Raw genomic sequence first — 19,140 nt, forward strand, 5'->3', positions numbered from 1 at the left:
CGAGCACCTCGGGGCCATGAACACCCTTCCCCGGCGTCACCCCGCGCACCGGTACGGGCCGCATCCTCGCTTCCCGGCCCCGGGAGCGGTTCCGGCTCCCGGCTCCCGGCAGATTCCCTGCTCGCCACTCACCCCCGTGATCAACTCTGTTTGTTTCATTGACATTTCACTCAGAAGTCCTACCGTTGGGAGCGCTCCCATTACAGCCTTGCAACTGGAAGGAGTCCCCCCACATGCGCAGACAGAGTCCGTTAACCGGGCGTTCGCGGTCGTCCCTCCGTCGGCCTCTCCAGGCGCTCGTCATGCTGTTCGCCGTGGTCGCCGGCGCACTGACCTGGTCGGCCCCCGCCCAGGCTCACGGCACCATCGTCAACCCTGCCTCCCGCGCGTACCAGTGCTGGAAGACGTGGGGCAGCAACCACACGAACCCGGTCATGCAGACCGAAGACCCCATGTGCTGGCAGGCCTTCCAGGCCAACGCCGACACCATGTGGAACTGGATGAGCGCGCTCCGCGACGGCCTCGGTGGCCAGTTCCAGGCGCGGACCCCCGACGGGACGCTCTGCAGCAACAACCTCTCGAGGAACGCCAGCCTGGACAAGCCCGGGCCGTGGAAGACGACCAACGTCAGCAACAACTTCACGGTCCAGCTGTACGACCAGGCGTCCCACGGTGCCGACTACTTCAAGGTCTACGTGAGCAAGCAGGGCTTCAACCCCAAGACCCAGACCCTGGGCTGGGGCAACCTCGACTTCATCACGCAGACCGGCCGCTTCGCCCCGGCGCAGAACATCTCGTTCCCCGTCCAGACCTCCGGCTACACCGGACACCACATCCTGTTCGTGATCTGGCAGGCCTCGCACCTCGACCAGGCCTACATGTGGTGCAGCGACGTGAACTTCGGCTGAGCCGGGGAGTGCCGCACACGGCACCGGCCTCTGCCGGGCACCGGTAACCCGCCGCCCGGCCGACCGAGCCCCGTCGGGGCAGGGGACCCATGTGGTCGCCCCGCCCCGACGGGGCTTCCTGCGCTCCTGGTGCCGTGACCGGGAACCTCTGCCGGGCCGCTCGTCGTGCCGGGTGTCAGGGCGGCGTGCGGCAGGGGGCGCGGGTAGGGCCTCACCGGTGAGGGTTCGCCGGCCGACCGGGCAGGAGGGGCAGAAGCCGCAGCGGATCGTTCGGCGGGGAAGCATGGGCCGCCCGGAACAGGGTCGGGCCCCGCACACCTACCCGCGCCGGCGCGACCAGAACGCCCGCCACCCAGACACCCTCGCCGCCCGACGACGCGCACGCATCCGCGGCGAGAAACACATCCGCCGGGGCGGCAGCCCTCTCCACCTCGCGGCCCGAACCGGGAAGACCTGCTGGTCACAGCAGCAGATGCCCGCACACTCTGCTGCGTGCGTTCCCCCGGGCACCCGCACGGTGGCTCAGGCGCCGGTGGTGGAGCCGGGGCGGACGATCATGAGGACGGTGACGGTGGCCCACAGCAGGTTGAACACGCCGGTGAACAGGGCGAGCCGGGCGGTGCGGGAGCGCTCCACCGGTTGCCGGCCGGTCAGCCGCTCCAGGAGTTCCTCCTGGCGGGGCAGGACGAAGGCGACCAGGACGCCCGCGGCGACGGTGGTCAAGACGATGGACGCGACGAGCCATGCGCTGCCCAGGACGCCCATGGCCAGGGCGGTGGCGAGACCGAGGACGGGCACCGCCGCCCCGAGGCCGGCGTAGACGCGGCAGATGCGGTGCAGCAGCCGTACGGTGCCCACCGCCGCGGCGCCGGTCTCCGCGCCGTCGGCACCGGCCGCGCGGCGGGCGGCCGGTGGGAACATGCTGGCCGCGACGGTGATGGGCCCGATGGCGACGATGGCGGCCAGGACGTGCAGGGACAGCAGGATCTTCGTCATCGGGCGAGGCTCCGGAAGGCAGGGACGGGCGGGGTGGTCACACGGGGGCACCGTCCGCCGCGCGGGCGTCCGGCGGTGCCGGGATCACGTTAGGAAGCCGCCGGGGGAACGCACAGTGGCTGAAATGACAGATCCCAACGGGTTCCCGCCACCGCGTCGTTCCGGCTCGGTACGGCACCGGGTCGCCGGGACCACTGCTCACCGTGGTGGCGGGAACCCGCTTATCGTGGCGGTCATGCACCGTGTGGAGATCCTCGTGCTCGACGACGTCGTGCCGTTCGACATGGCGGCCCCGCTGCAGACCTTCGACTGGACGCGTCTGCCCGACGGCCGCCGCCCCTACCGGGTCCGTCTGTGCGCGGAGTCGCCGGACGTGCGCAGCGAGGGCTTCGGCCTGCGGATCGACCGGGGCCTGGAGGCGCTGGAACACGCCGACACGATCATCGTGCCGGGCCGGTCCGAGGAGGCCGGGCCGCCGTCGGACCGCGTGCTGACGGCGCTGCGCGAGGCCGCCGCGGCGGGCACCCGGATCGCGTCCGTGTGCGTGGGCGCCTTCGTCCTCGCGCAGGCCGGCCTGCTGGACGGGCTGCGCGCGACCACGCACTGGTTCGCCGCCGGGGAACTGGCCCGCCGCCACCCGCGCGTGCGGGTGGAGCCCGACGTGCTGTACGTCGACAACGGGCAGATCCTCACCTCGGCCGGTGCCGCCGCCGGCCTCGACATGTGCCTGCACATGATCCGGCGGGACCTGGGGTCGGCCGTCGCCGCGCACGCCGCCCGGATGTGTGTGATGCCGCTCGAACGGGAGGGCGGCCAGGCCCAGTTCATCGTGCACGAGCGCCCGCCCGTGCCCCGGGGTTCGGCCCTCGAACCGGTTCTGGAGTGGATCGAGGAGAACCTGGCCGACGAGATCACCGTGCGGGCGATGGCGGAGCGTGCGGGGATGAGCGAGCGGACCTTCGGCCGCCGGTTCCGCGAGCAGACGGGCACCACGCCGCTGCAGTGGCTGCTGCGGGCGCGGGTACGGCGGGCCCAGTACCTGCTGGAGAACAGCGACCACCCGATCGAACGGATCGCGCGGCAGGCCGGGTTCGGCTCCCCCACCGCGTTCCGCGAACGGTTCCGCCGGGTGGCCGGCACCGCTCCGCACGCCTACCGCGCGGCCTTCCACGGCAGGCCGGCCACTCCGGCGGACCGCTCCCCAGAGCTGTCCGGCAGCCTCACACGGCCAGTGGCAGCCCGCTCTCGCCGTCCTGCTCCGCCGCCGTCTCGGCGGTGACCGGGTTCCGCTCTCCCCCGAGCAGCAGGGCGTCCGCCTTGGCCACCGCTTCATGGATGTCGGTGGTTCCCATCGTCACGCACAGCGTGTAGCAGACGTCCTCCAGCTCACGGGCCACGCCCGGCGTCACCCTCTCCGCCCGAGCGATCTGCAGCGACGCGTATCGCGTCAGCAACTCCCTGACTGCCTTCGGATCCGGTACGAGCACGAAGCGCCCCTCTCTCGATTTTCGCTGCGTATGCCCGGACACAGCCGAAACATTCACACCAAGCTCTTACTTCTTCGGAGTTGACGAAAAACTTTCGCTTTCCGCCCGTTCAGAAGGCTGCCGAGAAGGCTGGGTGGCCGAAAGTAAGCGGTGTGACCGGGTCGCGAACCGCGAAAACCGGCGGGTACGCCGGGAGACCCGCGCCTTCACCCCCGTGGAAGGCGCGGGCGTCTCATTCCCCCAGGGTGCGAGCCAGTTCGGCGGTGGCCCGGGTGACCTCGGCGTCCTTCTCGGACAGCAGACGCCGCAGGTCACCGCGCCGGGCGCGGACGGCCTGCCGCGCCGCGCGCTCCCACACCACGTGGTTCTCCCGGTGGCTGAGGAGCTTGGGGTAGACGGCGGCGGTGTTCTCCCACTGCCGGGCGGCGGCGATGTCCTTCAGCAGCCGGATGATCCGTGCGCGGCAGCTCACCTGGGGCAGCTGGGCGAGCTCCCAGAGGAAGGGAACGGTCGCGGCGGTGGCCTGCTCCACCACGAAGCCGTACTGGCAGATCCGTTTCCGCAGCTCGTCCAGGGCGGCGTGGGCGGTGTCGGGTTCCCCCCGGGCAATGCGGTCGAGCAGCAGGGGGATGGCGGCGGCGGAGCCGGTGGAGTCCTGGATCCTGTCCCAGGGCACCTGGGACAGCGACGCGAGGGGCGTGGGGCGCGCCGGCCCGTCCGGCGGGGTGGGACCTGGCGTGCGCTCGGTGCTCGGCTGACGGATCGGAGCGGTGCGCATGATGGGGGGCCTTTCCGCGGCGGTCGTGTCGGACGAGTGGCAGGGCGCCGACGCGGCCCGGACGGCCGTGCCCGCGCGGGGTCTCGGGGCACGGCCCCGATGCGCCATGGGGGCCTCGGCGGAGTACCGGGCCCGGCCTCGTCCGTCCGGGGTGGGATGGCCGGCCGGTGCGGGGAGGGGCAGGTCGTCGGCAGGGGGGTGGGAGACGGGCGGCATCGGGAGGCCGGGGGTCCGGTCGCGCGGGCGGCACCGGCGGGGGTGGGCCGGTCGCGTTGTGCGCGGACGCCGGCCGTTCCCGCCCGTCACGTCCGCCCGTGACGCGCGCCCGCCCGGCGGCGGGAGCGTTCGGTGCGCGATGGACGACACGGCATCTCCCTGATGCGACGTCAGGAGGGGGCGCCGAACCGGGGGTTGACGCCGTGGCTATTATCCACGCTGACAGCGCCCCCGTGCAATTGCACGGGAAATTGCGCGGAAGTCGGCCGGGAACAGACGGTGGCGGCACGGTGCGGTCCGCCCCCCGACATGCAAGGAGACTGCGGTGCCACCAGTGCGGAACGGAGTGCGGGCCAGCTCGCTGGACGCCTCCTGGATGAAGAGCCGGCACAGCAACGCCGAGGGCAACTGCGTCGAGGTCGCGCGCGTCGAGGGAGGCATAGCGCTGCGCAACTCCCGCGACCCGGACGGCCCCGCGCTCGTCTACACGGCCGCGGAGGTGGCGGCGTTCCTGGCCGGCGCCAAGGAGGGCGAGTTCGACCACCTGGTGTGAGCCGCCGCGAGCGGCTCAACTGCCCTTTGTCTCCAGGGGGATGCGGCGCGCTCCGGCGGGATGCGATAGTATTTTCCCAAGTCTGCCGGTCTGCTGGGAGTCAGGATGTCCGCCGCGTCGCATCGCATCTCCCGCCTCGAACCTTATCTGGACCGGCCGGAGCCTGCTCCGACCCTGTTGAAGATGCTCGTCGGCGTCCAGCTGGCGGGCTTCCGGGAGGATGCCGGCCTGTCCCAGGAGCAGGCGGCCCGCCGGCTGGGCTTCAGCCCGGCCAAGCTCTCGCGCATCGAGTCGGGCAAGGGTCGCAAGCCTCCCGCGGAGAAGGACGTCCGCGCGCTGCTGACGCTGTACGGCACGGATCCCTACGAGGCGTCGGTGCTGCTCAAGCTGTTGCAGCGGGCCGGTGAACCGGGCTGGTGGCAGCGGTACGACAAGCGCCTGATGCCGGAGTGGTTCGAGCGGCTGGTGGGGCTGCAGGAGGCGGCGGCCACCATCCGGACCTTCGAGATCCAGTACGTCCCCGGCCTGCTGCAGACGGCGGACTACACCCGGGCCGTGGTGGAGCGCGGCCTGCCGAACGCGCCTGCGGGCGAGGTGCAGCGCCGGGTGGAACTGCGCATGCGGCGGGCACAGTTGCTGTTCCGCGCGGACGCGCCTCAGCTGTGGGCGGTCATCGACGAGTCCGTGCTGCTCCGCGTGCTGGGCAGCCGGGAGGTCATGCGCGAACAGCTGGCACACCTGGTGACCATGGCGGGGCGGCCGAACGTGACCCTGCAGATCGTTCCTTTGAACGTCACCAACGCCTCGGCCCCCGCGATCCCGGTCACCTATCTGCGTTTCGGCGGTCTCGATCTGCCGGACGTGGTGTACCTGGAGCACATAAAGAGCGCGAACTTCCTGGAGGACCGGGACGAGACGGAAGAGTACCGGCTCGCGCTGGACCGGCTCGCCGACGAGGCGCTCACGCCGCGCGCTTCGCTGGAACTGCTGCGCGCGACGCTGGAACAGCGCTATCCCCCCATGAAGTGAGAGCCGCGCGATCGTGAAGTGAGAGCCGCGCGATCCCTTCGACCGGAAAGCACCGGAAAACACCGGAAAGCTTCGAGCGGAAAGCGGAGCCGGCGCGGACGGCCGGCGCGGGGCGGCCCTCAGCGGAGGCGGCCGACTCCGCCGAACTCGATCCACTCCTGGGTGAGCTGGCGGGGGGCCACCTCGTTGTCCGGGCGCCAGGTGGAGACCTCGACCAGCCCCGGTTCCAGGATGTCCATGCCCTCGAACCACTCGGCGACGTCCTTCTCCTCGCGGACGCGCCCCCAGTGCCCCTGGGTCACCTGGTCCATGAACCCGGTGACGAACTCGCGCACCTTCGGGTCCTCGCTGACCAGCTGGCACATCACCAGGTAGCTGCCGGGCACGAGCCGCTCGGTGACGCGGCGGACGACGGCCAGGGGGCCGTCGGTGTCGCTGTCGGGGATGCAGTGGAAGACCGAGTTGAACAGCACGGCCACCGGCTGCGAGAAGTCGATCAGGCGCTGGGTCTCGGGGTGGGAGAAGATGCCGTCGGTGTCGCGCATGTCGGCGTGGATGACGGCGGTGCGCTCGTTCTGCTCCAGCAGCGCGCGGCCGTGGACCAGCACCATCGGGTCGTTGTCGACGTAGACGACGCGCGACTCGGAGGCGATGCCCTGCGCGACCTGGTGCACGTTGTTCTGGGTGGGCAGGCCGGAACCATGGTCGAGGAACTGCCGGATGCCGTACTCCGCCGTGAGGGTCTTGACGACCCGCTGGAGGAAGCGCCGGTTGTTCACGGCCAGACGGCGGGTGCTCGGGACGACCTTGTCGAGCTCCTCGCACGCGGCCCGGTCGGCCGCGTAGTTGTCCTTGCCGCCCAGATAATGGTCGTACATGCGTGCGGCCGTCGGCACGTTGGCGTCGATCTCCGTGGACAGTCGCTTCTCGGTCTGCATCGTTCCCCCAGCTTCGTACCGCGCCCACCGCACCGGCTCGACAGAGCGTACATCGCAGGAAGCCCGTGTTCACGGGAACCGGCCAGGAACGAGGGAGCCGCCGAGCCCGACGGCCCGCATCGTCCGGGTTTTGGTCAATCCGCCTGCGCGGAAGGCCAGTTGGTGATCAAGAGCTGCGCGAGGCCAGGTACTCGTCGACGCCCGGCGGCTGGTGCGCGTCCTCCACGCCCACCAGGCCGCCGACCGCCCCTCGGTCCGGCTTCAGCACGTAGGTGGAGCGGCTCGCGGGCCGGTCGACGTCGGTGAAGTCCTGCGGGGTGCCGAGGCCGGTGTCGGCGTTCTTCTGCGAGCGGTGCGCCGCGACCACGTCCTCGCGGGCGAGGCTGCCCTTCTCGCAGGCCTTCTTCAGGGCCGCGCCGAGGAGCTGGGCGGCGTTGTACCCGGACAGCACGCCGGAGTCGACCGGGGAGTCCGGGTACTTCTTCCCGTAGGAGGACACCATCCGCTTCACGCCCGGCAGGTCGGAGCTGACGGCCGGTGCGGCGCTCACCACGTGCACCATGGCCTCCAGCGCCGCCGCCGCGGGGGTCTTCATCAGCTGCGGGGCGTAGCCGGGGGCGCTGCTGACGATCGGCACGCGCAGCCCGCGGGAGGCCGCCACGCCGGCGAGGGAGGCGGTCTGGGCGGGGCCGGCGCTGATCAGGACGGCCTTCACCCCGGCCTTGCGCAGGGCGGACACCTGCGCGGTCAGGTCGGTGTCCGTGGCCTTGATCTTCTGGCCGACCACCTTGATCCCGGCCCGTTCGGCGGCCCACTCGGACCCTTCCAGGGCGTTGGCGCCGTAGTCGCCCTCGAAGTAGACGTGGCCGATGGAGTCGCCCTCGGCCACCTTCTCGGTACGGGTGAGGAAGTCGACGGCGGCGATCATGTCGAGGTCGTAGGTGGTGCCGAGGACCTGGACGGGGTCCCGGCCCAGCAGGGAGGCGGCCCAGGCCTGCGGGAAGGTCAGCAGGCCGTCCCGTTCGATGTCGTCGATCAGGGCGGCGACCACCGGGGAGCCGATGACCTGGGGCAGGGCCACCACGTCCGGGGAGATGTCGGCGTAGGCGGTGACCGCCTTCTGCACGTCGTAGCCGTGGTCCTTGACGACGATCTCGACCTTGCGGCCGCAGATGCCGCCGGCGGCGTTGGTCTCGTCGGCCCACATCTGCTGGGCCTGCACGATGGACTTGCCGAGGGTGGCGTAGGGGCCGGTCAGGTCGGTGAGCGCGCCCAGCCTGATGGACTTCTCGCCGATGCCGGGGCCGGTCCTGACGCCGTCGGCGCCACCGTCGCCGTTCGCGTCGCCGCCCTTGGAGCTGCAGGCCGTGCCCGCGAGCAGCACGGCGGCGACGGCCGCGGCCAGGGTGATCTTGGTGGTGCGGGGCCTGCGGTGCGTGACGTTCACGGGGTGTGCTCCTTGGCTCGTACGGCAGTGGCGGGAGGCCGGGGCGCGGCCCCGGGGCCGAGGGGGGCGGGGGCGGACGGCCGCCGGCGGGCGAGACGGGCGCGGGTACGGCGGGCCAGGCCCGTCAGGCCGTCGGGCGCGAACAGCAGGATCACCACGATCGCGGCGCCGTAGAGGTAGCGGGCGGCCTCGGTCGGACCGACCGAGCCGTCGCCGGTGCCGGGTGCGGCGACCAGCGGCAACTGATCGGCGTAACGGGTCATCAGCAGGGGCAGCGCGGTGACGAAGACGGCACCCGCGGTGGCTCCGGCGACGGAGCCGAGCCCGCCGATGACGATCATGGCGAGGTAGTCGACGGAGAGGGCGAGGGAGAAGTAGTCGGGCACCACGCGCCGGAAGGACAGGGCGAGCAGGACGCCCGCGAGTCCGGCGTACATCGAGGAGACGACGAACGCCGCCGAGCGGTACCGGGCGACGTGCACGCCCATCACGGCCGCGGCGGTCTCGCTGTCGCGCAGGGCGGCCAGGGCGCGGCCGGGGCGTCCGCGGAGCAGGCCGCGGGCGGTGGACCAGGTGAGGGCGAACAGGGCGAGGCCCAGGTACCACAGGCGTTCCTCGGCGCCGAACGGCACGCCCAGGACGGTGAGGCCGTCGCCCTGGTCGAAGGCGAAGCCGCCGATCTCCAGCGGCGGCACCGAGCTGCCGTTGAAGCCGCCGGTGACGGAGTCGGCGGTGAGCAGGACGTGGTGGCCGAGGAAGACCAGGGCGAGGGTGGCCACCCCCAGGTAGATGCCCTTGACCCGGCCGGCGACGGGGCTGAACAGGCCGCCGGCGGCTCCGGCGAGCAGCACCGCGAGGACGAGGGCGACAGCCGGGGGCAGGCCCGCTCCGTCGTCGCCGGCCAGCCATACGTAGCCGTAGGCGCCGACGGCGAGGAAGAAGGCGTGGCCGAGGGAGAGCTGGCCGGCGGTGCCGCTGAGCAGGCCGAGGCCGATGGCGCCGATGGCCGCGGCCATGGAGAACAGGCCGATGCGCAGCCAGAAGGCGTCCAGGTAGAACGGCAGGGCGGCGAGCAGCAGGGCGGGCAGCAGGAACCTGCCGCGCTTGAGGAGGTCAGACACGGGCCGCTCCCTTCGCCGCGAACAGTCCGGCGGGGCGGATCAGGAGGACGAGGACCATCACGGCGTACGGGGCGACGTCGCCGAAGCCCTCGCCGAGGACGTGCAGGTCGGACTGGTATCCGGCGACGAACGCCTCGGTCAGGCCGATCAGCATCGAGCCGGCCAGCGCGCCGGCCGGGGAGGCCATGCCGCCGAGGATCGCGGCGGGGAATGCCTTCAGGGCGATCTGCCCGGTGGTGCGTTCCAGTCCCGGAGCGGGGAACGCGGCGAGGAAGACCGCGGCCAGCGCGGCGAGCGCGCCCGCCAGGCACCAGGCGAGCGTGCGGACCCGGGTCAGCCGTACGCCCATCAGGGCGGCGGCCTCGGAGTCCTCGGCGGCGGCGCGCAGGGACAGGCCCCAGGGGGTGAACCGGAAGAGGGCGAAGACGCCGCCGATGGCCACGGCGGAGACGACGATCGCGGCGATGCGGCTGTCGGCCACGGTCGCCGGTCCCATGCCGGTGACCGCGTCGCCCCACGGGTCGCCGAGGCCGAGCAGGTCGCCGCCGATGCGCCGGGACAGGTCGGTGACGAGGACGATGTCGACGCCGATGGTGGCGATGGTCGCCACGTGGGCGGCGTGCGGGTCGGTCCCGATGCGCTGGAGGACGAACCGGTCCAGCGCCCCGGCGACGGCCGCCGTGACGAGGACCGCGAGGGCCAGCGCCCCGGCGAAGCCCAGGTCGTCGTGGAGGACCGCGGTCAGGTAGCCGCCGAGCAGGAGCAGCGAGCCGTGGGTGAAGCTGAGGACGCCGGAGGCCTTGAAGATGGTGACGAAACCGAGGGCGATCAGGGCGTAGACCGAGCCGAGGGCCAGGCCGTTGAAGACGTTGTCGACCAGGGTGGTCATGCCGCGTCCTCCCCGGTGTTCTCGGTACTTTCGGTGCTCTCGGTGCTCTCGGTGCTCTCGGTGCCGAGGTAGGCGCGCAGCACCTCGGGGTCGCGGCGGACCTCGCCGGGGGTGCCGTGGGCGATGCGGCGGCCGAAGTCGAGGACGGTGACCTCGTCGGCGAGCCGCATCACCAGGCCCATGTCGTGCTCGACCAGGACGACGGACAGGCCGAGTTCGGCGCGTACGGTCCGCACGACCTCGGCCATGCGGACCCGTTCGGCGGCGTTCATGCCGGCCACGGGTTCGTCGAGCAGCAGCACGCGGGGCTCCAGGCAGAGGGCGCGGGCGAGTTCCACGCGTTTGCGGTCGCCGTAGGAGAGCAGGGCGACCGGGGTGTCGAAGTGGGCGCCGAGGCCGGTGAGTCCGGCGATCTCGCGGGCCTTGGCGAGGTGCTCGCGCTGTTCGCGCACGGCCCGGGGCAGGCGCAGGGCGCTGGCGGCGAACCCGGCGCGGGACAGGGCGTGGCGGCCGAGCATCAGGTTGTCGGCGACCGTGCCCTGGGTGGTGACGATGTTCTGGAAGGTACGGGCCACGCCGAGCGCGGCGATCCGGTGCGGGGCGAGCCGGGTCAGCTCCCGGTCGCCGAGCCGGACGGTGCCGGAGGCGGGCCGGTACAGGCCCGACAGGACGTTGAAGCAGGTGGACTTTCCGGCGCCGTTGGGGCCGATGACGGCGTGCACGGTGCCCGGAGCGACGGCGAAGGAGACGTCGTCGAGGGCGGTGAGGCCGGCGAAGCGCACGGTCACGTTCCGGACGTGCAGCGGGGGCGGGGTGCCGGGGCGGGCGGTCACGCGGCCCCCTGCCCGTCGACGGCTCCGGCGGTCCCGGCGGCTCCGGTGCTCCCGGCGGTCCCGGCGGCTCCGGTGCTCCCGGTGGTCTCGGTGGTCTCGGTGGTCTCGCCGAGGTAGAGGCGGCGGACCGCGTCCGTCCCGGCGAGTTCGGCGGCGGGGCCGGAAAGGCGGACCTCGCCGACCTCCAGGACGTGGGCGTGGCCGGCGAGGGACAGGGCCATGCCGGCGTTCTGCTCGACCAGCAGGACGGCGGTGCCCTGGGCGTTGATCTCGCGGATCACCTCGGCGATGCGCCGGACCATCAGCGGAGCGAGCCCGAGGGAGGGTTCGTCGAGGAGGAGCAGGCGCGGAAAGGCCATGAGGGCGCGGCCGATGGCCAGCATCTGCTGCTCTCCGCCGGACAGCAGGCCGGCGGCCTGGCGGTGCCGTTCGGCGAGCCGCGGGAAGAGGGTGAAGACGCGGTCCCGCGCCTCGCGGACCTGGGCGGGGGCGCGGCGGGAGAGGCCGAGTCCGCCGGCCTTGAGGTTCTCGTCGACGCTGAGTCCGGCGAACACCCGCCGGCCCTCCGGCACCTGGACGACGCCGGCACGGACGGCGGCGACGGGGTCGCGGCCGTCGAGGTCCGTGCCGCCGTAGCGGATCCGGCCGGCCGTGACGGCGCCGCGGTGCAGGCGCAGCGTGCCGGACACGGCCCGCAGCAGGCTCGTCTTGCCGGCGCCGTTGGCGCCGAGCAGCGCGACCACGCCCCCGTGCGGGACGGTCAGCGACACGGAGCGGAGGGCGGACAGGGCCCGGCCGTACGTCACGTCGAGGTCTTCGACGTGCAGGGAGGGCGCCTCGACGGGCGAGGAGGACTCCTCGCCCGGTGGTGCTTCGGGCATTGCAGCTCCTTGGGACCGCGTGCCGAAGGCGCGCGGTTGCGGGGGCGTCGGGGAAGGACGCGCTCACGACAGCACGGGCGGGCGGGGCCGTACAGGGCTCGGGCAGTGGTCGCTGCGGCGTCCCAGTCCCGGGCGGGGGAGGTTGTGCGGATGCCCAGCGTCCGGCCGGACTCCGGGCGTCACCGGCCGGAAAGCGGGTGAACCCGGGACGCCGGCGTTGTTAGCATGAATCCCATGGCACGAGGTATCTGGTCGCAGAAGGTGCGGTCCGCCCGCTGACGGCGGCGCCTTCCTTCTGCTGAGTCCGCGCTCGCCGTCCCGGTCCCCGCCGGGCGGCCGCTGCCCGCTGCCCGGCTCCGTCGCGAGCTGCGGAGCATCCGTGAACCTCACCTCGACCCATCCCTCCCTGTCCCTGCCCGTCGAGGCGGGCGACAGCGCACACGTCCGCGCCGAGGGCGTCGTCGTCACCCGCGCCTCCCGGCGCGTCCTGGACGACGTCTCGGTCACCGTCTCCGCCCGGTCACGGGTCGCCGTCGTCGGCGAGAACGGCCGGGGCAAGACGACGCTGCTGCACGTCCTCGCCGGGCTGATCGCGCCCGACGAGGGCACCGTGCACCGGGCCGGCACGATCGGCCTGGCCCTGCAGGAGCTGCCCGTCCGGGGCGGCGAGACCGTCGGCACCCTGACGTCCGAGGCGGTGGCCGCGTCGCTCGCGGCTCGCACCGCGCTGGACGAGGCGGCCCTCGCCCTGGCCGAAGGCGACCCGGCCGCCCAGGACCGCTACGCCGCCGCGCTCGACGCCGCGACCCGGCTCGACGCCTGGGACGCCGAACGCCGCGTCGACGTCGCCCTGGAGGGCCTCGGTGCCTGTACCGACCGCGACCGTCCGCTGGCGACGCTGTCGGTCGGGCAGCGTCACCGGGTCCGGCTGGCCTGTCTGCTCGGCGCACGGCACGACATCCTGCTGCTCGACGAGCCGACCAACCACCTCGACGCCGACGGCCTGGACTTCCTGACCCGCGCGCTGCGCCGGCACGACGGCGGCCTCGCCGTCGTCAGCCACGACCGGGCGCTGCTGCGCGACGTCGCGGACCGGTTCCTCGACCTCGCCCCGACCCGTGACGGAAAGCCGCGCCTGTACGCCGGCGGCTACGGCGCCTGGCAGGACGCCCGGTGCCGTGAACGTGAGCGCTGGGAACAGGACCACGAGGAGCAGCAGGCCGAGCACCGGCGGCTGCACGACGCGGTGGCGCAGGCCCGTGACCGGCTCTCCACCGGCTGGCGGCCGGACAAGGGGACGGGCAAGCACCAGCGCCAGTCCCGCGCACCGGGTGTCGTACAGGCCCTGAGGCGGCAGCAGAGCGCCCTGGAGGCGCACCGGGTCGACGTGCCGGAGCCCGCTCCGGTGCTGCGGTGGCCGGACCCGGGGGTCCGGGCGGGGGCGCCGCAGCTGCGGGCGCACGGCGTCGCCGTCGAAGGGCGGCTGGCCGGTCCGGTCGACCTCGCGCTGGACGGCGGCGACCGGCTGCTCGTCACCGGCCCGAACGGGGCCGGGAAGTCCACGCTGCTGGCGGTGCTGGCCGGTGCGCTCGATCCCACACAGGGCCACGTCCGGACGGCGAAGGGGACACGGATCGTCCGGGTCACCCAGGAAACGGCCGGTCAGGACCCCTCGCTCACCGCCCGCGAGGCGCACGCCCGGCACGTGGGCCGGCTGGTGGCCCGCGGGGTGCTCCGCGACGCCGACGCCGTCCCGCTCGGGGCGCTCGGGCTGCTGGACCGCGAGGCGTTGCGGACTCCGGTGGGGCGGATGTCGCAGGGGCAGCGGCGGCGCCTCGACCTGGCGCTGGCGCTGGCCGGGCGGCCCGGGCTGATCCTGCTCGACGAGCCGACCAACCACCTGTCGGCGGCACTGGTCGACGAGCTGACCGAGGCGATCCGCGGCACGAGCGCCGGCGTCGTCGTGGCGACGCACGACCGGCAGCTGCTGCGGGACCTCGGGGACTGGCCGCGCCTGGAGGTGGGCGGCGCGGCGGGGAGCGCCACGGCGGGCGCCCCGTGACGGAGCGCGGCCCCGGGGCGCTCCTCCGGGGCCCATGTGACGGAACCCGGGCCCCGGGGCGCTCTTCCGGAGTCCGTGCCGCGCACCGCCGCCGGTCTCAGAGCCCCGGACGGAAGGGGGTCCGATCGGCTCGCGGCGTCCGGTGCGTGCGAGCGCAAGGCGCCGGAGCGCCCTCGTGGCGGAGCCACGTGGGTGTTTCGGCAACGCGGCAAGCGTGCGTGCCGGGCGCCGCGAGCCGATCGGACCCCCTTCCGTCCGGGGCTCTCAGTCGCGCAGCAGCCGGTGGGCCGTGAGGGCCAGGCTGATCTCCACCACGTCGGACGGGCGGGCCAGGCAGCGGCCCGTGAGCTGTTCGCAACGGCGCAGGCGGTTCAGAACGGTGTTGCGGTGGCAGTAGAGCCGCTCGCCGGCCCGTTGCGCCGAGCCGTCGCACTCCAGCCAGGTGGTGAGGGTGTCCAGCAGCACTTCCCGGTCGGCGGGTTCCAGTCGCAGCAGCGGGCCCAGGACCCGCTCGGCGAGCGCCCGGCCGAGGGCGGGACCGGAGACGACCAGGGCTGCGGGGAGGTGCTCGGCCAGCCGGACCGTGCCGCCGGAGTCGGGGCAGATGCGCAGGGCCGTGTCGGCCAGCCGGCGGGCGTCGCCCACGGCGGCCAGCCCGTCGACGGCGCTGCTCACGCCGATCCGGGCGCCGGGGGCGGTCCGGCCCGGCCGGCGGTCCGTTCCCGGCCCAGGCACCATTTCCGGCAGCTCGCCGTCATCGGCCAGGACGATGCCGTAGTCCACTTCCACTCCCCTGTGCCAGTGGACGCGCAGGCCCTCCGGTACGGCCGCCGCGCGGGCCGCGGCACAGCCCGCGGGGTGCCCGCCGGCGACCGCGACGACGACGTACCGGCCGTGCTCGGGCAGGTCCAGTGCCCGGGCGGCCTCGGGCACGTCGGCGATGCGGCTGGTGCCGTCGAGCAGGGCGGCGGCCAGCAGCCGGGCCCGGTTCTCGCGCCGGCGGCTCAGCTGCCACTCGACCTGCCGGTAGGCGTCCGCGACGAGGGTGCAGTGCTCGTCGACGAAGTTCCACACGTCGGCGGCGACGTGGACCAGGAGGCGCACGTCCTCCGGGGCCGTGCGGGAGGTCTCCTCCACCAGCCGCTGCCAGACCAGGGAGCCGCCGAGGCGGAAGGCGTGCAGCAGGGCGTCCAGCGGCAGGCCCTGCTCGGCGCGTGTGGCGCCGATCCGCCAGGTGCAGCGGCGGGCCGCGTCCCGGGTGCCGCGGGGGTCGATCAGCGACGCCACGCTGTGCCGCAGTGAGCGGTGCGCCTCCTGCCAGATGCCGGTGGGGTCGCCGGCCACGGCGGCCCGGTAGGCGGGTTCCTGTTCCTGCAGGACGGCCACCAGCCGGTCGGTCAGGCCCGGCAGGTCGTCGAGCAGGGCCCGGGCGGCCCGGTGCAGGACGCGCAGGGCGTCGGCGTCGATCAGTGGCGTCACGCGCCGTGTCCGCGGGCGCGGAACGGGCGTGGGCCCGGTGCGGATCATTCCTCGTGACCGTACGGCGTGCTGCATCGCGGCCCTCCCCCAGGTTCGGCCTCCACGGGCGGAGTGGCGCGGGCGCCCCCGCCCGTGCCACTCCGGATCCCGTGACTCGTCCTGCCCCGAAGGATGACATACCGTCTGGTCGGTCCCTAGGGGTGTGCAGGGGCCTTTTCCGCCTGTTCGACCATGCGGGCCAGCTCCACCCGGGACCGTACGCCGAGCGCCGCGAACACCTTGCGGAGGTGGTAGTCGACGGTGCGGGTGCTGACGGCGAGGCTGAGGGCCACTTCGCGGTTGGTGGCGCCCTCGGCGACGTACCGCGCGATGCGCAGCTGCTGCGGCGTCAGACGGGTCAGCGCCCCGGCGTCCGTACCCTGCGAGGCGGCGCCGAGCGCGCGCAGCTCACCGCGCGCCTGGTGCGCCCACACGCCGGCGCCGCAGCGGTCGAAACCCGCCAGCGCGGCGCCGAGGTGGTCACGGGCCTCGCGCGGTCTGCGCCGCCGGCGCAGCCACTTGCCGTACAGCAGGGCGGTGCGGGCCTGTTCGAAGTCGCCGCCGCCCGCCGCGCCGGCCGTCTCGTCGTGCAGGGCCAGCGCCCGCCGGTAGAGGTCGTCGGCGCGCTCCGGCGGGGCCAGCAGGGCACGGCAGCGGGCCAGTTGGGCGGCGGCCTGCGGATCGGCGCCGAACGCCGCCCACTCGGCGAAGTCCGCCAGGACCGTGCGGGCCTCCTGGTGCCGGCCGGCGAGGGCCGCGGCCTCGACGAAGCAGGGGACGGCCAGGCGCCACACCGCGAAGTGCCCGCGCCGGGGGCCGGGGAGTACGAGCAGGCCCAGCCGGTCGGCGGCGTCCAGCGGACGGCCGCGTCCGAGGTCGGCCCGGGCCGCCGCCCATTCCGCGAGGGTGGCGGCCTGCGCCAGTCCGTGCCGCCGGGCGGTGGCCAGCGCGGCGGCCACATGGTGGTCGACGACGTCCGGTTCGTCCTCGATCGCCGCCGCCAGGGCCAGTACCGCGTGGTGGTGCGCCGCCACGTTGCGCTGCCCGGTCCGCCGCGCGGCGCGCAGTCCCTCCTCCGCGTGGGCCCGGGCCTGGGCGTGGCGGCCCGCGCGCAGTTCGGCGTAGGCGAGGTACTCCAGGGCCTGGGGGACGAGTGCGGCGGACCCGAGGCCGCGGGCGGCGGCCAGGGCCCGCGCACCGGCCCGGCGCGCGGCCTCCACCTCGCCCAGCAGCAGCGCCGCCGCCGCCGACCGCAGCAGCACGTCGGGCCGGTCGTCCGCCCCGGCCCGCCGCACGAGCCGCCCCAGCGGCCCGGCCGCCCGGTCGCGGTTCCCTTCGAGCAGCGCGCGCAGGCCGAGGCGGTGGTGGTGCACGGGGTCGGGGGGTGGGCTGTCGGGAGGGGGAGCGACAGGGGGTGGGGTGACGGGAGATGGGACGACGGGAGGTGGGGTGGGGGCGGGCAGGCCGTCGTGGGGCGCGCGGGGCGGGGCGACGGCGGGCGGGGTGTCGCGGACCGGGGTGTTTTCGCGGGGTCCTGGGGGCTGACGGTTCCCGGCGTCCCGGCCGTTCCCGGCGTCCCGGTGCGATCCGGCGTCCTGATGCGATCCGGCGTCCCGGTGGAGTGCGGTGTCCTCTTCCGGTTCCCGCCGTCCCGGCTCGTCCCCGAGTACGGCCAGGCACGCCGTCAGGTCTCCCGCCGCCCAGGCCGCGTCGGCGGCGGCCAAGGTGGCGGTCGCCGCCGCTCCGGGGGCGTCGGCGGCGAGGAGGGACGCGGCGAGCAGGAGGGACTGGTGGGCGTCGCCGGCCGGCCCGTCGCGCAGTTCCGTCAGTCCGCGGACCAGCTCCGCGCGCCCCCGCACCACGGCCGGTACCGCCGCGGCGCGGGCCTCGGCGAGCAGCGGGCGCGCCCGGTCCGGCCGCCCGGCGAGCAGCTCCTGTTCGGCGGCGGCCGTGTACCGCTCCGCCCGCTGCGCGACGTCCGTGGTGAGTTCGGCGGCGCGGGTGTACGCCAGGGAGCGCAGCCGGGGGGAGGCGGTCGCCGCCGGGTCGGCGGCGCCTTGTGCCAGCCGGGCCGCCGGGCCGGGCGCGGGACCGGTCAGCGACCAGGCCCGGTGCAGCAGCGCGGGCAGCCGGTGCCCGTCGGCCTCCAGTGCCCGGGCGAGTGCGCGGTGCGCGGCGCGGCGCCGGTCGGGCCCGGCCCCGGCGTAGACGGCGCGGCGGACCAGTCCGCCGAGGAAGCGGAGCCTGCCGTCCGCCAGGGCGAGCGGCTCGGGCGGCGGCCTCAGGCCGGGGGCCGGCGCGGCGGGCCGCAGCCGTCCGAGCGCCCTGAGCACGAGGCCGGCGTCGACGTCCGTACCGTCCGACGCCCGTACGGCGGCCGCCACCGTCAGCAGCAGGTCCCGGGTGTCCGGGGCGGGCCGGGGCAGGGCCTCGCCCGCCACCCGGGCCAGGGTCGCGGCGTCCGCCAGCGGTCGCGGCAGTGGCCCCAGGCCGCTCAGCTCGGCGGGCGACAGACGGTGGAGCAGGGCGAGCAGCAGGGCCGGGTTCCCCTCGGCCTCGGCGAGCAGTTCGTCCCGGACGGCCGGGTCGGCGGTGCCGCCGGTGGCCTCGTCGAGGAGGGCGGCGGCCTGGGACGGGCCGAGCGGGTCCAGTCGTACGAGGGGCAGGCGGGCGAACTCCGGGTCGACGGCGCGGTCCCCGCAGACCGTGACGAGCAGGCCCACCCGGCCCGCGGTGTCCAGGTGCTCGGCCGCGCCGCCGAGGGCGGCGCGGGCGGGGGCGCTCCACCGGTGGGCGTCGTCGGCGCACACCAGCAGGGGCCTGTTCCCGGCGGCGGCCCGCAGCGTACCGAGCAGGGCCCGGGGCCCGGTGCCGTCGGTGATCCGCGCGTACGCCGCGCCGGGCGGGGCGGCGGAACGGGCCGGCCCGGCTTCCAGGTACAGAACGGTTCCGGCGGTGAAGGAGCAGGCCGCCCACCGGAGCAGGCTGGTACGGCCGAGACCGGGCTCCCCGGTCAGGACGAGCCCGGCGCTGTGGGTCCGCAGCCGGTCCAGCAGCGCGCCGACCGCTCGCCGCTGCGCGCTGTTGCCGTGGAGCCGCGGAGCCGTCCGTGTGGTCGTGTCTCCCGTCATTCCCGCGAGGTTACGTGTGGGTAACCGAAGGCGGAAGGCATCGGTCCGTACCGTTGCTCCGGCCATCGGCACCACCACCTGCGCATCCGCCCGGCACAGGCGGCGGGCGGCCTGTGCCGCTGCCCAGCTTTCCGGGCCCGGGGCCGTGCCGCGGCACAACGCCGGCGGCGGTCGCCTCGCGGGTGCGGCCGCCGCCGGTTTCGGTGCCGTCACCGGACGCCGGGGCGTCCGGTGACGGCCGGGCCCGGAAGGTGCCCGGGCCCGGGGGGTGGAAGGAAGATAGGAAGAGCGGCGGGGAGGGTAAGAGTGTGGAAGGGCGGGTGTAGATCTCGGGGGGCGCCGGCTCAATAAAA

General features: G+C 74.5%; 16 protein-coding genes and 1 pseudogene. 6 read left to right on the forward strand and 11 right to left on the reverse strand.

Features of this window, described 5'->3' with window-relative positions:
- Positions 1–302: 302 nt before the first annotated feature.
- Both ABZ340_RS29875 and ABZ340_RS29880 read left to right on the forward strand, forming a co-directional pair.
- Positions 303–908 carry a lytic polysaccharide monooxygenase gene (locus ABZ340_RS29875; RefSeq protein WP_358784968.1) on the forward strand — a complete coding sequence of 202 codons (606 nt, stop codon included), beginning with the start codon at positions 303–305 and terminating at the stop codon, positions 906–908.
- 298 nt (positions 909–1,206) lie between these two features.
- Positions 1,207–1,326: pseudogene (locus tag ABZ340_RS29880) on the forward strand (IS630 family transposase); the annotation flags it as partial.
- A 104-nt stretch (positions 1,327–1,430) separates the two neighbouring features.
- Here ABZ340_RS29880 and ABZ340_RS29885 read toward each other — a convergent pair.
- Positions 1,431–1,904, reverse strand: coding sequence for a DUF2269 family protein (locus ABZ340_RS29885; RefSeq protein WP_358784969.1), 474 nt, complete (start codon positions 1,902–1,904; stop codon positions 1,431–1,433).
- Between the two features lie 235 nt (positions 1,905–2,139).
- Between ABZ340_RS29885 and ABZ340_RS29890 the strand changes: the two genes are divergently transcribed.
- On the forward strand, positions 2,140–3,183 hold the full coding sequence (locus ABZ340_RS29890) for a helix-turn-helix domain-containing protein (RefSeq protein WP_358784970.1): 1,044 nt from the start codon (positions 2,140–2,142) through the stop codon (positions 3,181–3,183).
- On the opposite strand, the gene ABZ340_RS29895 is transcribed toward ABZ340_RS29890, so the two are convergent.
- Positions 3,125–3,391: a DUF5133 domain-containing protein gene (locus ABZ340_RS29895; RefSeq protein WP_358784971.1), complete on the reverse strand. Its 267-nt coding sequence runs from the start codon at positions 3,389–3,391 to the stop codon at positions 3,125–3,127. The genes ABZ340_RS29890 and ABZ340_RS29895 overlap by 59 nt on opposite strands.
- Positions 3,392–3,623: 232 nt before the next feature.
- Positions 3,624–4,169 (reverse strand): hypothetical protein, encoded by a 546-nt coding sequence (locus ABZ340_RS29900; RefSeq protein ID WP_358784972.1) that lies wholly within the window; start codon positions 4,167–4,169, stop codon positions 3,624–3,626.
- A gap of 541 nt (positions 4,170–4,710) precedes the next feature.
- Here ABZ340_RS29900 and ABZ340_RS29905 point away from each other — a divergent pair.
- On the forward strand, positions 4,711–4,938 hold the full coding sequence (locus ABZ340_RS29905) for a DUF397 domain-containing protein (protein WP_358784973.1): 228 nt from the start codon (positions 4,711–4,713) through the stop codon (positions 4,936–4,938).
- A 105-nt stretch (positions 4,939–5,043) separates the two neighbouring features.
- Positions 5,044–5,967 (forward strand): helix-turn-helix transcriptional regulator, encoded by a 924-nt coding sequence (locus tag ABZ340_RS29910; RefSeq protein ID WP_358784974.1) that lies wholly within the window; start codon positions 5,044–5,046, stop codon positions 5,965–5,967.
- A 119-nt stretch (positions 5,968–6,086) separates the two neighbouring features.
- Here ABZ340_RS29910 and ABZ340_RS29915 read toward each other — a convergent pair whose 3' ends face one another.
- The 6 genes from ABZ340_RS29915 to ABZ340_RS29940 all read right to left on the reverse strand — a co-directional run bounded on the left by ABZ340_RS29915 (position 6,087) and on the right by ABZ340_RS29940 (position 12,076).
- Positions 6,087–6,905 (reverse strand): SAM-dependent methyltransferase, encoded by an 819-nt coding sequence (locus ABZ340_RS29915; protein WP_358784975.1) that lies wholly within the window; start codon positions 6,903–6,905, stop codon positions 6,087–6,089.
- A 166-nt stretch (positions 6,906–7,071) separates the two neighbouring features.
- The gene (locus ABZ340_RS29920; RefSeq protein WP_358784976.1) at positions 7,072–8,352 is read right to left on the reverse strand and encodes an ABC transporter substrate-binding protein; all 1,281 of its coding nucleotides are present in this window, start codon (positions 8,350–8,352) and stop codon (positions 7,072–7,074) included.
- The gene (locus ABZ340_RS29925) at positions 8,349–9,473 is read right to left on the reverse strand and encodes a branched-chain amino acid ABC transporter permease (RefSeq protein WP_358784977.1); all 1,125 of its coding nucleotides are present in this window, start codon (positions 9,471–9,473) and stop codon (positions 8,349–8,351) included. Before ABZ340_RS29925 ends, ABZ340_RS29920 begins: the two co-directional genes overlap by 4 nt.
- Complete coding sequence (locus ABZ340_RS29930; RefSeq protein ID WP_358784978.1) at positions 9,466–10,362, reverse strand: branched-chain amino acid ABC transporter permease; 897 nt, start codon at positions 10,360–10,362, stop codon at positions 9,466–9,468. Before ABZ340_RS29930 ends, ABZ340_RS29925 begins: the two co-directional genes overlap by 8 nt.
- Positions 10,359–11,195: an ABC transporter ATP-binding protein gene (locus tag ABZ340_RS29935; RefSeq protein WP_358784979.1), complete on the reverse strand. Its 837-nt coding sequence runs from the start codon at positions 11,193–11,195 to the stop codon at positions 10,359–10,361. Before ABZ340_RS29935 ends, ABZ340_RS29930 begins: the two co-directional genes overlap by 4 nt.
- Entirely contained in the window at positions 11,192–12,076 is an 885-nt protein-coding gene (locus ABZ340_RS29940) for an ABC transporter ATP-binding protein (RefSeq protein WP_358784980.1), read from the reverse strand. Before ABZ340_RS29940 ends, ABZ340_RS29935 begins: the two co-directional genes overlap by 4 nt.
- 379 nt (positions 12,077–12,455) lie before the next feature.
- On the opposite strand from ABZ340_RS29940, the gene ABZ340_RS29945 reads away from it, so the two are divergent.
- Complete coding sequence (locus ABZ340_RS29945) at positions 12,456–14,138, forward strand: ABC-F family ATP-binding cassette domain-containing protein (RefSeq protein ID WP_358784981.1); 1,683 nt, start codon at positions 12,456–12,458, stop codon at positions 14,136–14,138.
- 264 nt (positions 14,139–14,402) lie between these two features.
- Here the strand turns inward: ABZ340_RS29945 and ABZ340_RS29950 are convergent, their stop codons facing one another.
- On the reverse strand, positions 14,403–15,692 hold the full coding sequence (locus ABZ340_RS29950) for a helix-turn-helix domain-containing protein (protein ID WP_358784982.1): 1,290 nt from the start codon (positions 15,690–15,692) through the stop codon (positions 14,403–14,405).
- A 119-nt stretch (positions 15,693–15,811) separates the two neighbouring features.
- Positions 15,812–18,787 (reverse strand): LuxR C-terminal-related transcriptional regulator, encoded by a 2,976-nt coding sequence (locus ABZ340_RS29955; protein ID WP_358784983.1) that lies wholly within the window; start codon positions 18,785–18,787, stop codon positions 15,812–15,814.
- Positions 18,788–19,140: the final 353 nt, after the last annotated feature.

The organism is Streptomyces sp. NPDC006134, from assembly GCF_040628835.1.
Lineage (GTDB): Bacteria > Actinomycetota > Actinomycetes > Streptomycetales > Streptomycetaceae > Streptomyces.